Origin of the sequence: Bacillus sp. FSL K6-6038, from assembly GCF_038050455.1 — a bacterium.
Lineage (GTDB): Bacteria > Bacillota > Bacilli > Bacillales > Bacillaceae_G > Bacillus_A > Bacillus_A pseudomycoides.
This window is the reverse complement of the sequence record NZ_JBBOUH010000001.1, coordinates 4,090,458-4,103,697: the sequence shown is the minus strand read 5'-3', so window position 1 is coordinate 4,103,697 and position 13,240 is coordinate 4,090,458. Positions and strand designations below refer to the sequence as shown.

Below are 13,240 nucleotides of genomic sequence, written 5' to 3'. Positions count from 1 at the left end.
ACGTGATAATCTCACGTTCTTTTTTTACATAATAATAATTTTGTCAGTTAATTTTTTTTGTCCTGTAAGAAGTGCATTTAAATACTCGACTTTTCGTATACAAGATTGAATGTGTTTTTCAACTTCTTGTAACTCTGCCTGATGATGGGTTTCAATCGGATGAATTTGCACGTTAAACTTTTCAAATTGGCTGCTGTATGTTATTTCTGCATAGCCACTCATAATATCGGTTTGGTTATGAAATAAGAATTGTTTTGTTTCCTCACAGTATGTTACATCTTGAAATCCATATGATTTTAATGCTTCGATTACTTTTGTAATAATTGTTATATCCATTTTTCTCCCTCTTTACGAAGTTCTGCTTTTCCATTATAACATGAAATAAATTTAAGAAAGCGTTTCCAAGTGTGGTTTTTCCTAATTTTCACGTATAATTTATAAAAATGACACAAAGAAAAAATAATTGTAATAAAGGAAGGACTCTTTTGCTGTTTCATCATATATATACAGAAATAGTGTGATGAAAGGAAATTTTCCGAGGAGAAGGTAGTATGCCAAAGTTGAGCGCAGTAAAAGGGGTGAGAATTTTGAATTTTGATATTACAGGACAAAAAGCGTATGTAAAAGATGGACCGTATCGGAATCGCATTGGAATTGTAAAGCAAAAAGAAAAGCAGGAAGGATCAAGTTTTTTCCTTGTTATTGACGATCAAGTCGTTGATGTGGAACTAAAAGATATCGTTTTAGTAGGGGTAGATGTGCGGCAGTTTCATGAATGGTGCGAACACAATGGCTATTTGTAAAAGGGACGGGCTGTGAAGAGGAACTTTTATTTTTATTATGTGCTTGAAAAGGTTATATCAATATATAATGATGATGGGGATATTATGCTCAATATAGGAGCATATATCCTTTTTCTGTTTATACACTTGGTAACGAAGAAAGTTTTTATCTGTAATATTCAGAAATAAAAGAAAGTTATTTGATATAGTAATAAATTTCCATTAAACTATAAATAGAAACAGTGTAATAACGCTGCAATAAAATGTTCAAATGGATAATCAAACGTGGGGGAAATCAAATGAACTTAATGCAAAAAGCAATAGACATGGCAAAAATATATAAACAAAACCAAAAAGTAGAAGCGATTCTTTTAGCAGGATCCGTATCAAGAAACTGGCAAGATGAAAATTCAGATATAGAGTTACACATTTTATGGTCAGCACCGCCAGAAGATGAAGATCGTGAAGGGCCTATTAAACGTATTGATGGGACAGTTTTATCGTATCATCCGTATGAAGAGGAAGAGTGGTCTGAATCTTATGTAACGAAAGATGGGATTAAATTAGAAATAAGTAACTTTTTATCCGTAACGGTTGAACGTTTTATTTCTGATGTGGTGGAAAAGTATGAAACTGATTATGAGAAACAATGTATTGTAGCCTCAATTCATGATGGTGTGAGCTTGCATGGAGAAGAAACAATTAGAAAGCTAAAAGATAGAATTGCAGAATATCCTTTAGAACTTTCCAAACAGATGATTGAAGAGAATCTTTTGCTAAGTAATCGCTGGCATAACCGTGAAGCACTTTTAAAACGAAAAGATTGGCTTATGCTATACGATGTAATTTGTGATGTACAGAAGAATGTATTTGGTGTTTTGTTCGGCCTTAATAAAATGTATGTGCATCACCCTGCATTTAAATGGATGCCTTTTAATATCAAACGAATGACAATAAAACCGGAAAACCTTTATGAGCGAATGACGAATATCTTGATGGGAAATCCGGAAAACAGTGTGAAGGATTTGGAATTATTAATCGAAGAAGTATTGATTTCGGCGGAGAAACAAATTCCAGAATTGGATCTTTGGGAGCAAAAGAAACAGATTTGTTATGTGAAGTAATGATGATAGAGTGGTGGTGTTATGGAATATATCATGGATAGAGCATATGCACGTGAGTTACTTGAACGTGCATATAAACAAAATCCTGGACCTTGGTATAAACATTCGATAAATGTTGCCCAAGCTACTGAAAACATAATCTTGGAATTTATGAAACAAGGATATGATGTGAATGATAATTTGGCTTATAATGCAGGGTTGCTTCATGACATTGGTAGGTATAAAGGTTTTACAAAATCTGTTATACATTCTTATGATGGATACATGTACTTAGAACAATTAGGATTTAGAGGGAATGCGATTAAATGTGTAACACATTCATTTCCTTGTAGGAATAAAGACATAGAAATCGCGGCTGATTGGAGTCTTGTTCCTCCAGATATGAAAATGAGGCTTGTAGTGATATTAAATGAAAACAGTAACTATGATTTATACGATAAAGTTATTACTCTTTGTGATGCCCTAGCTGATGAAAAGGGATTTACTACCCTTGAAAAAAGATTGATTTTAGTTGGATTGAGACACGGCACCAATGCTCACACTTCTGTTCATTGGAAAGGTTTTTATGAAATAAAAAAAGAAATAGAATCTTTGATTGGAATGAGTGTATACAGACTTCTTCCGGGAGTTGAGGAATCGATTTATACTGATATTCAATATTAAAAATTGTATTGTATGAAGGGGTGAGTGAAATGAGAAAAAATATGTGCTTGTTTATGATAATTCTAGTGTTTTTGAGTTTAATTGGATGTTCCAATATTACAAGTTCTTCAAAAACTTCTTCATCAACTGAACAAAAAGAGGAAAAAGAAACATCAATAGTATTTGAGAAAAAACAAATAAAAGAAATGAATTTAGTGAGGATAGATCAAGATAATATTTCTAAAGCAGGAACGGATAATGAAGATCTAGTAAATCAGATTGTTACAGCAATCAAAGCTGGTACATCTAAAAAAATATCTTTAGATAAAAAAGCAAGGGATGCTGTACATGCTAATATGGAAGTTATTTTTAAGGATGATTCTAAGGAAAGTTTGTTAGTCTGGGTAGATGATAAAAATAACATTATAATCGCAAAAGATGTAGATAAAGGTTCTGTTCAAGGAATTCAAATAAATGAGGATGTTCCTAAAATAGTATTAAATTTTTTAAAACAGGTATAAGGAATAAAAAAAGGAATGCTATATCAATTAGCATTCCTTTTTATGAAAGTTTCTCTTTCTTATGAAGCAACTTCTTCGCTTTTCACATCATCTTGATTATACGTATCGTGATCTAATTCACCAAGCCATTTGCTAGAAATAAGACCTGCTGTCATTGATCCGCTTACGTTAAGAGCTGTACGACCCATATCGATTAATGGCTCAACAGAGATAAGAAGAGCAACAATCCCGATTGGTAAGTTCATTGTTGAAAGGACGATTAATGCTGCGAATGTTGCTCCGCCGCCTACACCAGCAACACCGAATGAGCTAATAGCGACAACTGCGATTAAAGTTAAAATAAATTGTGGTTGTAATGGATCAATTCCTACAGTTGGAGCGACCATCATCGCCAGCATAGCTGGATAAATACCTGCGCAACCATTTTGACCGATAGATACCCCGAAGGAAGCAGCAAAGTTTGCAATTCCTTCTGAAACACCAAGTTTTTCTTTTTGTGCTTCAATATTTAGTGGCATTGTACCTGCACTAGAACGAGAAGTGAAGGCGAATGTTAATACTGGGAATACCTTTTTCAAATATTGAATTGGATTTAAACCAGAAAGAGCAATTAATAATAAGTGAATAACAAACATAACGATAAGTGCTACGTAAGATGCTAAAACAAAGTTACCGAGTTTTAAAATGGCACTTACATCACTACCAGCGACTGTTTTTGTCATAAGAGCTAATACGCCATATGGAGTAAGGCGTAAAATTAATGTTACCATACGCATTACAATTGCATAGACAGCATCAAGCATTTTCTTAAATAACTCTGCTTGTTCTGGATATTTTCTTTTCACACCGATAAAGGCGATTCCAATGAACGCTGCAAAGATTACAACAGAAATTGTCGAAGTTGGACGTGCACCAGTTAAATCAAGAAAGGGATTTGTAGGTAATAACTCCAATAATTTTTGTGGAATTGGTGTTTGTTCAATTGAACTGAATTTTTCTTCCACTAATTTTAAGCGAGCCGTTTCTGCATCACCTTGTTGTAAGCCAGTTGCTTGAACGTCAAACCCTGCGCTTGCTGCGATACCAACAGCTGCAGCGATTCCAGTTGTAAGAATTAAAATTCCAATAATAAGTCCGCTAATTTTACCAAGGTTACTTGTTAATTTTAATTTTGTAAATGCCGAGATAATAGAAACTAGAATAAGTGGCATAACGATCATTTGTAGTAATTTCACATACCCACTACCAATTAAGCTAAACCAGTTATTCGAATCCACGATAATTTTAGAAGTAGGTTCATAGATAAATTGTAAGATAAGGCCAAATACAATTCCGACCCCTAAAGCAGTAAATACGCGTTTATTAAATGATACATGCTTGCGCTGCATATAATACAATATGCCAACTAATACGAGCATGACCGCTATGTTAATACCGACTAGCAGTGTATTCATGATAATTCCCCCTAATTCCAATCTGTTATATAGAATATATTTCAATAAAACCTATAAGTCAACTAGGTGATTAGAGAAAATAAAAAAAGATGGCAATTTGCCATCTTTTTAATGCCCAGCGCCAGGGATAAGTAGAAATGTTGTATAGTATGTAAACCCAATGAAGAAAACAGTTAAATATGCCCCGAATACGTATATATACATACGCTCTGTTAATTTTAAATAGCTTAAAAGTACGAAGAATCCTGTTTGTCCTAAAAATAATAGTGCAGTTGCGTGCATATCCCCTAAGTAAAACATAACCGAGAAAATTCCAGTCCAAAAGCCGAGAACGCGAAACATGCGCTCCATGCAATCTCCCTCCTTTTCTAAAAAGTAAACCTCTCTTCATTATAGTTTATTTTTCTTACTATTGTAAATATTTGCGAAAAAAGAAAAGAAGCCAAATCAAATTGACTTCTTTTTGACACAATTTCATATAAAAACGAGTTATAGCTGAACTTTGTAGTTACAAGATTTACATCCGTCTAATAAATTATCATGTCGTGTTAATTCCATGCCCGGAAATAGGATTTCAAAAATTCCCTTCATCATATCGCTATGCATATGGCAAACTTCTTCAGGATGATGGACAGCAACTTCTTTGAATGGGCAATTGTACACGTCATAGAAAATTTGTGTACCATCTGTGCTTAATTCAAATGAAGGGGATAGGCCAGCAGTTGATAATGCTTCTTTTGCAATTTGAACTTTGTGTTCTAATGTTAATGAATCTTCATTAATGTTTAAATGCTGCATATGTTGTTCCATTAATTCTTTACCAAATTGTTTGCCTGTTTCATATAGTGCTTTTTCACCGGCTGCACCGAGGCTAAGCAATGAATTAAAAGCGATTTTTGCTAATAATTGATAATCGCGAAATGGGAATTGTAGCTGAATTAAGTCTTCAGACAATACATATAATCTGCTTGGTCTGCCGCCTTTTCCCGTTTTCTTTGTTTCAGATCGCAACATATTGACATCTTCTAATTTTGATAAATGTAGACGTGCTACGTTTGGATGGATATTAAATTCATCTGCGATTTCTTGTACAGTTACGTAACTATGTTTTTGAGAAATATATTTATAAATATAATAACGAGTTGGATCAGATAGTACACCTGTAATTTTTAAAGCTTGTTCCATGAGGATCTCCACCTTTATCACTTTATCCAAGATAATAACATTATAATACAGATAAAGTTGCTTATAGGTAATTTTAGTCAATAATTCAGAAATTGTTCATAATTTCACAAGCATATTTTCCCTCTTTTCTCTGTTGAAAATACGAAAGTCGCTATTTTTCTTTTATATTTCCGCATGATATATACATAGTGAGGAGGAGATCATTATGAATGGTGTTGAACATTTTGCCAATACAATTATGAAGGAAGCATGTGCATTACAGGCATCCGATTTACATATCGTGCCGCGACAAGCAGATGCAGTCATACAATTGCGCATTGGAAAAGATTTAGTAACGAAGCATTGTATTGGAAAGGAATTTGGAGAAAGACTTGTTTCGCATTTTAAATTTTTAGCATCTATGGATATAGGGGAGAGACGTAAGCCACAAAATGGATCATTGTATTTACAAATTGAGGGGCAAGAAGTGCACTTGCGTCTTTCTACACTACCAACTGTGTATTTAGAAAGCCTCGTCATTCGTTTACACTTGCAAGCGTCGGTTCAACCACTTTCCCATCTTTCTTTATTTCCAAGCTCGGCAAAAACACTTCTCTCTTTTGTACATCATTCTCATGGATTACTCGTGTTTACTGGGCCGACAGGATCTGGGAAAACAACGACAATGTATGCTTTGTTAGAGGTAGCCAAAAAGGGACAAACACGTCGTATTGTTACACTGGAGGATCCGATCGAAAAGAGAAAGGATGGCTTGTTACAAATTCAGATTAATGAAAAAGCAGGTATCACGTACACAACTGGTTTAAAAGCGATTTTGCGCCATGATCCTGATATTATTTTAGTTGGTGAAATTCGTGATGAAGAAACAGCAAAAGTAGCTGTGCGTGCGAGTTTAACAGGCCATTTAGTAATGACAACACTGCATACAAACGATGCAAAAGGAGCTGTGTTACGTTTGATGGACTATGGGATTACGCGGCAAGAAATTGAGCAATCATTGCTTGCTGTGGCAGCACAGCGTCTTGTTGAATTGAAGTGTCCATTTTGCAAAGGGAAATGTTCGCCGTTATGTAAAGCAATGAGGCAAGTGCGGCAAGCAAGCGTTTATGAGTTGTTATATGGCCATGAATTGAAAAAAGCTATTCGTGAAGCGAATGGAGAGCGTGTAACCTATCATTATGAAACGTTGCAATCATGTATAAGAAAAGGATATGCCTTAGGCTTTTTAGAAGAGGATGTTTATGTTTGAACGAAAAGGGTGGCGATTACATGAGCAAGTCTTGTTATTAAGAAGACTTGGGGAATTGTTAGAAAAGGGCTATTCACTTTTGCAAGCATTAGAGTTTCTGCAGTTTCAGTTATCTTCTCAAAAACAAATTCAATTGCAACATATTGCAGAAGAATTAAAAAATGGTCGAAGCATTCATGATGCTTTTCACCAACTTATGTTTCATCCAGACATATTAAGTTATTTATTCTATGCACAGCGGCATGGGGATATTTCTTTTGCGTTGCAACAAGGAAGTGTACTGCTGCATAGAAAAGATAAACATCAAAAAGATATGATGAAAGTGCTTCGTTACCCGATATTTTTATCTTTTTTTCTATTAGGGATACTTGCTGTATTCAATTTCGTTTTGCTTCCACAATTTGAAACATTATATAGTTCCTTGCGAGCTTCTTCTGTTTCATTTACCGATCATATTATGCTCCTTATTCGAATGCTTCCGTACATGATTGGAGGATTTTTTCTCTGCCTCGTTTTAGGAACATGTATATATGTATTTTATATACAAAAACTTCCCCCAGTTCAAAGAATGAATATTATGATTCGTATTCCTCTTATAAAAACATTTCTTATTTTAACAAATTCTCATTATTTCTCTGTTCAATTAAGCGGCTTATTACAAGGAGGACTATCGGTACTAGAGGCCTTAACGTTAATGGTTGAACAAAAACATCACCCGTTTTTTCAATGTGAAGCCACTCGAATTGAAGAATTATTAATCGCAGGAGAACAGTTGGATTCTATTATTATGAAGAGCGGTTATTACGAGAGGGAACTGTCTTACGTGATTGCGCATGGACAAGCAAACGGAAACTTAGCGACAGAATTAGGAGACTATAGCGAATTAACGATTGAAAAAATGGAAGGAAAGATTCAACGTATTTTAGTCATTATTCAACCACTTTTGTTTACATGTATTGGCATAATTGTTGTTCTTATGTATTTAGCGATGATTATGCCGATGTTTCAAATGATGAATTCTATTTAGGAGGTAGTTTAAATGAAAAATGAAAAAGGATTTACTCTTTTAGAAATGTTATTAGTGATGGTCGTTATTTCAGTATTACTTTTATTAATTATTCCAAATGTAATTAAACAGCGCTCTTCCGTACAAGGAAAAGGTTGCGATGCATACGTGAAGTCTGTCGAAGCGCAAGTGCAAGCTTATCAATTAGAAAAGAATAAGATACCAACAGTAGATGAATTAGTGAAAGAAAAGTATATTACTTCTACAACGTGTCCAAAAGGGGAACCGATTAGTATTTCAAGTGAGGACGGCACAGTATCTGTTGGTAAATCGTGAAACAAAAAGGATTTACATTTTTAGAGATGCTTCTTGTCTTGTTCATCATTTCTATATTAAGCGTCGTCACTTACTTTAATGTTGCTCCGTTATATGAAAAGCAAAAGGTAGAGCAGTTTTTGAAGCAATTTTCACAAGATATTTTGTATATGCAGCAGTTAGCTATAAACCGCCGGAATCTTCATATGCTGCGATGGAGTCCTGAGAAAAATATGTACAGTATTTGGGAATCTGGGGATGAGCGTTCCCTTTTTATCCGGGAATATGAACGAGATATAAAAATTGATTTGAATACTTTTCCAAATCCAATGACCTATAATGCAAATGGAAATATAAACAAAGCTGGTACAATTCTACTTTCTTATCGCTCACGCACCTATGAAATTGTATTTCAACTTGGGAGAGGAAGATTTACGTATCGTGAAGTGTCAAAAAGGGTCGGTTATGCTGGAAATGCTTGTATCGTTAAGTTTATTAATGATGGCTGTGTCGCTATTACTTCCGCAAACACTCCTCATCATGCAAGAAAGAAAAAATATTCAATTTCGGTATAAAGCACATTCATTGTTGAAGAGGGAAGCAGCACTATATATGTATCAAAATCAGCTAAAGCAGCAAAAAGAGGAGGCGATAGATGGCGTTGTGTACTGGATACATTGGCGAGAAGAAGAAGTTTGTACAATTTGGAAAGATACCAAACAAAGAAGGATGGAACAATGTCGTCATGTCAAAAAGTAAAGAGGTAGAAGCAGGATTTACGTTATTAGAAATGATGTTATGTTTATTGTTTTTATCTATTTTCTTTCTTCTTGTGCCGCGCCTCCATAGTTTATTTATCGAGAAACCATATTCAAAGCAAATAAACAGTTGGGAATGGAATGTGTTCCTGGAACAAGTACAATTAGAGTTTCGAGAGAGTAAAACCGGGAAAGGTGTCGAGTTAGAGAATAAAGAAGCTCTAATACTTTTTCAAATGAGTAACGGTGCGAATGTAACATATGAAATGTTAGGAAATAATATCGTGAGAAAAGTAAATACGTTAGGAATGGAAATTCTATTACAAAAGGTAAATTCGGTTTCTTATGACTTAACACCTTATATGTTAATTATACATGTGCAAGATATAAGCGGTAAAATGTATCACGGTGTAGCAACGCGCTACACACCCATTGAGTTGAAGACATGAGAAAACAAGATGGTTTTGCGATGCCGGGAACGTTAATTCTTCTCTTCTTACTATTTTCATTCTTTATATATGAAATAAATATGTTGAAATCTGATCAAAGATTTTATAAGGAGGCGCAGCAAAAATTTTTGTTAGAAGAGATTGCTGATCAAGCAGTCTCCTCTATAAAGGATGATTTGCAGGAAAAAGAACAAAATGCTGTATTTTCGTTTCGATACGAAAATGGTGAAGCGAGCGGGAATTATGTATTTGAAAATGAAATTATATTTGTCGCATTGCAGTGTATGACGAAACAAAATCGCTCTTATAAAGTGAACTTTCAGTACGATAAAATAAATAAAAGAGTTATGAATTGGGTGGAAGAGAGATGAGGAAGAAGTTACATGACCATTACGTTTTGTTCTTGATAACAAATTAAGGACAAAACATTTTTTATTAATTTGTGCAAGTAGTATATAAAATAAACCACGTTAGCTTATCTTTCGTTATAATACAAATAATTAAACAGACAGAAAAGAGGTAACAAAATGAAATCCATTTACATAACAGGCTTTATGGGAGCCGGAAAAACAACAATTGGGAGGATGCTAAGTGAGCAACTCCATATTCCAGTTGTAGATACAGATCAAAAAATTGAAGAGAAGCAAAGGAAGGAAATTCGTGATATTTTTGCAGAAGAAGGGGAAAATGCATTTCGTCAATATGAAAGTGAAATGCTGCGTTCGTTATTAACGAGTAATGTAATTATTACAACGGGTGGTGGCATCGTGGAACGCGCAGAGAATCGTCAGTGGATGAAAGAGAATGGAACCGTCGTGTATTTATATTGTGATCCATATGTTATTGCAGAGCGCCTTCGTGAAGATACGACACGTCCATTATTTCAAAAAGAAAATATTGAGGCGTTTGTGGAGAAGTTTGAGAACCGCCGGGCATATTATGAAGAAGCGGATATATATATTGATACGACAAATAAAAGTGTGGAAGAGATTATGGGGGAGCTACTGCGTAAGATTAATGCGTAAAAAAGTGGACATACTAATCAAGTAGAGGTGATGATATGTCTACTAATGATTATGTGCGTTTTATGACGCAACAATTTGTATCGTATATGGATGCTCCAAAAGAGGATCGAAAGCAAAAGAAAGAGCAGCGCCGTGCTGAAAAAGCGCCGTTTTTAAATAGATGGTTCGGTATGATGCCGCTTAGCGCTGCTTTGTTTTATCAAAACGTTAAGAAGAAACGAAAAAAATCAAGTTAATAAAAATTGGAATGATTTACCGCTAGTAATGATGCTGGGCGGTATAGTACAATTTTTGCGATGAGTGTATACTTGTCATCGATTCGACAGATAAACCTATAAAAATCCCCCTGTACATATATTGTACAGGGGGATTTTTATTATTTCTTATGATAGTTTTTAACTTATTGTGTAGATTCTTTCTGTTCAGTTACTGAGTGTATTTTATTATTAACCCATACAAATCCTATCCCAATACATATGGAAATTCCCCAGCCAACAGCGGTCATGATTGCTCTCATTTCACCATATCCTTCTACACCAAAAACAGAAATGAAATAGATTTTTAAAAAGCTTTTTAAAATGAATTGGAGACCAAAAAATAGTGTTAAATATTGCAAGGCTGGATATATGCGTTTGTCACGGTAAAGAGTGCGGCTCTTATCTCGGTCATGTCCTTGCAAGGCTGCGATATCAGCTGCGAAATATAACATGAGTGGTTTTTTAATAAAGATTGTACAGATGACAATGCATCCGAGTACGATATGATAATATGCGTCATTCCATAGCATTCTCTCAGCAGAACCAGATAGTAAGTCTACTGTCGTGTTAGCAATAAGGGTAATAAGAATAAAGAACCCTGTAACGTTGAACTGCTTTTCTTTCTTAAAGCAGTACAGTGTATAAAGAATTCCCGGTACTGAGGAAATAAGCATTGCATAATAAGGATCAATATGCGTTTTTGCAAATTTCCAAATGAGAAAAGGGAAGACGAGATAAAATACAATATCGAATATAGCTTTCTTATTTTGATTCATTTTGTGCCTCCTTAGTTATAGATATATTTTACAATACAATTTCTGAATATTGTACAAGATTAATTGATAATTGTAATCAAATTAAAATTATTTTAATTTAGTGTTGACTTTAATTTGATAACTTGTATATAATACAAATTGTAATCATTACAAATTAGAAATTAATCTCAATTAGCTTCAGGAGGATGAATATAGATATGACAAAACGTTTAGTAGGGAAACAAGCACCACGTTTCGAAATGAGTGCAGTAATGCCAAATAAAGAATTTAAAAATGTTAGTTTAGAAGAAAACATGAAAAATGATAAATGGACAGTATTATATTTCTATCCAATGGACTTCACCTTCGTTTGTCCAACAGAAATCATTGCACTATCTGATCGCTACGATGAGTTCGAAGATTTAGATGCGGAAGTAATCGGTGTTTCTACAGATACAGTACACACACATTTAGCATGGATTAACACAGATCGTACAAAGAATGGTTTAGGCGACTTACGTTACCCATTAGCAGCTGATACAAACCATGTTGTATCAAGCGAATACGGCGTGTTATTAGAAGATGAAGGAATCGCACTACGTGGATTATTCATCATTAGTCCAGAAGGCGAATTAATGTACCAAGTTGTACACCATAACAATATTGGACGTGAAGTAGACGAAGTATTACGTGTATTACAAGCATTGCAAACAGGCGGCCTTTGCCCAGCAAATTGGAAACCAGGACAAGAAACTCTATAATTTATAAGTCGTAGGAGGAATAGATAGAATGAAATTACGTGAACAAATGCCATCATTAGAAGGTGCAACAGAAATTTTAAACGACGCAGTAACGCGTGAAGATTTAATTGGAGATAAGCCAACATTAATTCACTTTTGGTCTGTAAGCTGTTACTTATGTAAAGAAGCAATGCCAGAAGTAAATGAATTACGTGATGAGTATGATGATCGCTTAAACGTTGTAGCAGTTCATATGCCTCGCTCAGAAGAAGATTTAGACTTAGCAGTAATTGAAAAAATGGCAGAAAGCCACGATATCATTCAACCAATTTTAGTTGATAGTAAACATGCGATCACAGATGCATTTGAAAATAAATATGTTCCTGCTTACTACGTATTTGATAAAGAAGGAAAACTTCGTCATTTCCAAGCAGGCGGCAGCGGTATGCCAATGCTTCGCAAACGTCTTGAGCGTGTACTAAACGAAGCAAACGAAGCGTAAGTTATAGTTTAGTAGAAATAAAAAAGATTGCCCCTAGCGTGGTAATCTTTTTTATTATATAATAATTAAAACGCTTTCATTTTTTAAAAATTTGTTCACAAAATTGACGAAAAAATACATTATTCCTATCGTCATGTTGTTTTATAATGAAACTAATCATCTATACATGCATACAATATTGTGAAATAAATAACATAAATAATCTATATAAATGTAAACGTTATCAAAAAAGAGAGGTGGAGACAATGAGTAAATTTTTCTTCAATCATAATCCAGCAACATTAGAGGACGGAAGGCTTGTAGAATATGCTGAAATTATTTATGGAGCAGGTGGCCGTTCTGTATTAGAAAATTTAATGGTGAAAGCATCTATCAGGTTGCGTGATCGTTATCCACATAAATCTGACGAACAGATCTCTCATCTCGTAAATCAAGGCTTACACGATATGTTTCAGAAATATGTGAAGGAATAGGAG

Annotated in this window: 20 protein-coding genes and 1 pseudogene; 16 read left to right on the top strand and 5 right to left on the bottom strand. The window is 34.4% G+C overall.

Annotated features, from left to right (window positions below):
• Positions 1-24: 24 nt before the first annotated feature.
• Positions 25-336: a hypothetical protein gene (locus NSQ40_RS21655; protein WP_003200402.1), complete on the bottom strand. Its 312-nt coding sequence runs from the start codon at positions 334-336 to the stop codon at positions 25-27.
• 251 nt (positions 337-587) lie between these two features.
• Here NSQ40_RS21655 and NSQ40_RS21650 point away from each other — a divergent pair, with 251 nt between their 5' ends.
• The 4 genes from NSQ40_RS21650 to NSQ40_RS21635 all read left to right on the top strand — a co-directional run bounded on the left by NSQ40_RS21650 (position 588) and on the right by NSQ40_RS21635 (position 3,069).
• Complete coding sequence (locus NSQ40_RS21650) at positions 588-803, top strand: DUF3912 family protein (RefSeq protein WP_026008571.1); 216 nt, start codon at positions 588-590, stop codon at positions 801-803.
• 278 nt (positions 804-1,081) lie between these two features.
• A complete protein-coding gene (locus tag NSQ40_RS21645; protein WP_033797218.1) occupies positions 1,082-1,906 on the top strand; it encodes a DUF4037 domain-containing protein in 825 nt (274 codons plus the stop codon).
• A 21-nt stretch (positions 1,907-1,927) separates the two neighbouring features.
• Positions 1,928-2,569: an HD domain-containing protein gene (locus NSQ40_RS21640; RefSeq protein WP_003200406.1), complete on the top strand. Its 642-nt coding sequence runs from the start codon at positions 1,928-1,930 to the stop codon at positions 2,567-2,569.
• A 29-nt stretch (positions 2,570-2,598) separates the two neighbouring features.
• Positions 2,599-3,069, top strand: a complete 471-nt coding sequence (locus NSQ40_RS21635) for a hypothetical protein (protein WP_033796417.1) — start codon at positions 2,599-2,601, stop codon at positions 3,067-3,069.
• 59 nt (positions 3,070-3,128) lie between these two features.
• On the opposite strand, the gene NSQ40_RS21630 is transcribed toward NSQ40_RS21635, so the two are convergent.
• The 3 genes from NSQ40_RS21630 to NSQ40_RS21620 form a co-directional block, all read right to left on the bottom strand.
• A complete protein-coding gene (locus NSQ40_RS21630; protein ID WP_003200409.1) occupies positions 3,129-4,544 on the bottom strand; it encodes an L-cystine transporter in 1,416 nt (471 codons plus the stop codon).
• An 87-nt stretch (positions 4,545-4,631) separates the two neighbouring features.
• Positions 4,632-4,874 (bottom strand): DUF2626 domain-containing protein, encoded by a 243-nt coding sequence (locus NSQ40_RS21625; RefSeq protein ID WP_003200411.1) that lies wholly within the window; start codon positions 4,872-4,874, stop codon positions 4,632-4,634.
• Positions 4,875-5,012: 138 nt separating this feature from the next.
• Entirely contained in the window at positions 5,013-5,708 is a 696-nt protein-coding gene (locus tag NSQ40_RS21620) for a helix-turn-helix transcriptional regulator (RefSeq protein WP_003200412.1), read from the bottom strand.
• Between the two features lie 205 nt (positions 5,709-5,913).
• Here NSQ40_RS21620 and comGA point away from each other — a divergent pair, with 205 nt between their 5' ends.
• The 9 genes and pseudogenes from comGA (at position 5,914) to NSQ40_RS21575 (ending at position 10,746) form a co-directional block, all read left to right on the top strand.
• Positions 5,914-6,957 carry a competence type IV pilus ATPase ComGA gene (gene comGA / locus NSQ40_RS21615; protein WP_003208497.1) on the top strand — a complete coding sequence of 348 codons (1,044 nt, stop codon included), beginning with the start codon at positions 5,914-5,916 and terminating at the stop codon, positions 6,955-6,957.
• Positions 6,944-7,984, top strand: a complete 1,041-nt coding sequence (comGB, locus tag NSQ40_RS21610; protein ID WP_026008570.1) for a competence type IV pilus assembly protein ComGB — start codon at positions 6,944-6,946, stop codon at positions 7,982-7,984. Before comGA ends, comGB begins: the two co-directional genes overlap by 14 nt.
• Before the next feature lie 12 nt (positions 7,985-7,996).
• Positions 7,997-8,299, top strand: coding sequence for a competence type IV pilus major pilin ComGC (gene comGC / locus NSQ40_RS21605; protein ID WP_003200417.1), 303 nt, complete (start codon positions 7,997-7,999; stop codon positions 8,297-8,299).
• A pseudogene (gene comGD, locus NSQ40_RS21600) lies at positions 8,296-8,739 on the top strand (competence type IV pilus minor pilin ComGD); the annotation flags it as partial. The gene comGC and the pseudogene comGD, both read left to right, overlap by 4 nt.
• A complete protein-coding gene (gene comGE / locus NSQ40_RS21595) occupies positions 8,720-9,037 on the top strand; it encodes a competence type IV pilus minor pilin ComGE (RefSeq protein WP_231398946.1) in 318 nt (105 codons plus the stop codon). The pseudogene comGD and the gene comGE, both read left to right, overlap by 20 nt.
• Entirely contained in the window at positions 8,934-9,485 is a 552-nt protein-coding gene (gene comGF / locus NSQ40_RS21590; RefSeq protein ID WP_003200422.1) for a competence type IV pilus minor pilin ComGF, read from the top strand. The genes comGE and comGF overlap by 104 nt, the downstream gene beginning before the upstream one ends.
• The gene (gene comGG, locus NSQ40_RS21585; RefSeq protein ID WP_018765812.1) at positions 9,482-9,856 is read left to right on the top strand and encodes a competence type IV pilus minor pilin ComGG; all 375 of its coding nucleotides are present in this window, start codon (positions 9,482-9,484) and stop codon (positions 9,854-9,856) included. Before comGF ends, comGG begins: the two co-directional genes overlap by 4 nt.
• A 156-nt stretch (positions 9,857-10,012) precedes the next feature.
• Positions 10,013-10,510, top strand: a complete 498-nt coding sequence (locus NSQ40_RS21580) for a shikimate kinase (RefSeq protein WP_003200427.1) — start codon at positions 10,013-10,015, stop codon at positions 10,508-10,510.
• A 35-nt stretch (positions 10,511-10,545) separates the two neighbouring features.
• A complete protein-coding gene (locus NSQ40_RS21575) occupies positions 10,546-10,746 on the top strand; it encodes a YqzE family protein (RefSeq protein ID WP_016116311.1) in 201 nt (66 codons plus the stop codon).
• A 164-nt stretch (positions 10,747-10,910) separates the two neighbouring features.
• Here NSQ40_RS21575 and NSQ40_RS21570 read toward each other — a convergent pair whose 3' ends face one another.
• The gene (locus NSQ40_RS21570; RefSeq protein WP_003200259.1) at positions 10,911-11,543 is read right to left on the bottom strand and encodes a VC0807 family protein; all 633 of its coding nucleotides are present in this window, start codon (positions 11,541-11,543) and stop codon (positions 10,911-10,913) included.
• 197 nt (positions 11,544-11,740) lie between these two features.
• Between NSQ40_RS21570 and NSQ40_RS21565 the strand changes: the two genes are divergently transcribed.
• The 3 genes from NSQ40_RS21565 (at position 11,741) to NSQ40_RS21555 (ending at position 13,237) form a co-directional block, all read left to right on the top strand.
• Complete coding sequence (locus NSQ40_RS21565) at positions 11,741-12,283, top strand: peroxiredoxin (protein ID WP_016116309.1); 543 nt, start codon at positions 11,741-11,743, stop codon at positions 12,281-12,283.
• A 28-nt stretch (positions 12,284-12,311) separates the two neighbouring features.
• On the top strand, positions 12,312-12,764 hold the full coding sequence (locus NSQ40_RS21560) for a TlpA disulfide reductase family protein (protein ID WP_003200263.1): 453 nt from the start codon (positions 12,312-12,314) through the stop codon (positions 12,762-12,764).
• Between the two features lie 245 nt (positions 12,765-13,009).
• Entirely contained in the window at positions 13,010-13,237 is a 228-nt protein-coding gene (locus NSQ40_RS21555; protein WP_003200265.1) for a hypothetical protein, read from the top strand.
• Positions 13,238-13,240 lie beyond the last annotated feature (3 nt).

Excerpts from the sequence above, each read along its gene's own strand:
- NSQ40_RS21655 (WP_003200402.1), bottom strand. The coding sequence starts at position 336 with ATGGATATAACAATTATTACAAAAGTAATCGAAGCATTAAAATCATAT.
- NSQ40_RS21565 (WP_016116309.1), top strand. The coding sequence starts at position 11,741 with ATGACAAAACGTTTAGTAGGGAAACAAGCACCACGTTTCGAAATGAGT.
- comGC (WP_003200417.1), top strand. The coding sequence starts at position 7,997 with ATGAAAAATGAAAAAGGATTTACTCTTTTAGAAATGTTATTAGTGATG.
- NSQ40_RS21555 (WP_003200265.1), top strand. The coding sequence starts at position 13,010 with ATGAGTAAATTTTTCTTCAATCATAATCCAGCAACATTAGAGGACGGA.
- NSQ40_RS21580 (WP_003200427.1), top strand. The coding sequence starts at position 10,013 with ATGAAATCCATTTACATAACAGGCTTTATGGGAGCCGGAAAAACAACA.
- NSQ40_RS21625 (WP_003200411.1), bottom strand. The coding sequence starts at position 4,874 with ATGGAGCGCATGTTTCGCGTTCTCGGCTTTTGGACTGGAATTTTCTCG.
- NSQ40_RS21560 (WP_003200263.1), top strand. The coding sequence starts at position 12,312 with ATGAAATTACGTGAACAAATGCCATCATTAGAAGGTGCAACAGAAATT.
- comGF (WP_003200422.1), top strand. The coding sequence starts at position 8,934 with ATGGCGTTGTGTACTGGATACATTGGCGAGAAGAAGAAGTTTGTACAA.
- comGA (WP_003208497.1), top strand. The coding sequence starts at position 5,914 with ATGAATGGTGTTGAACATTTTGCCAATACAATTATGAAGGAAGCATGT.
- NSQ40_RS21570 (WP_003200259.1), bottom strand. The coding sequence starts at position 11,543 with ATGAATCAAAATAAGAAAGCTATATTCGATATTGTATTTTATCTCGTC.
- NSQ40_RS21640 (WP_003200406.1), top strand. The coding sequence starts at position 1,928 with ATGGAATATATCATGGATAGAGCATATGCACGTGAGTTACTTGAACGT.
- NSQ40_RS21645 (WP_033797218.1), top strand. The coding sequence starts at position 1,082 with ATGAACTTAATGCAAAAAGCAATAGACATGGCAAAAATATATAAACAA.
- comGB (WP_026008570.1), top strand. The coding sequence starts at position 6,944 with ATGTTTATGTTTGAACGAAAAGGGTGGCGATTACATGAGCAAGTCTTG.
- NSQ40_RS21620 (WP_003200412.1), bottom strand. The coding sequence starts at position 5,708 with ATGGAACAAGCTTTAAAAATTACAGGTGTACTATCTGATCCAACTCGT.
- NSQ40_RS21575 (WP_016116311.1), top strand. The coding sequence starts at position 10,546 with ATGTCTACTAATGATTATGTGCGTTTTATGACGCAACAATTTGTATCG.
- NSQ40_RS21635 (WP_033796417.1), top strand. The coding sequence starts at position 2,599 with ATGAGAAAAAATATGTGCTTGTTTATGATAATTCTAGTGTTTTTGAGT.
- comGG (WP_018765812.1), top strand. The coding sequence starts at position 9,482 with ATGAGAAAACAAGATGGTTTTGCGATGCCGGGAACGTTAATTCTTCTC.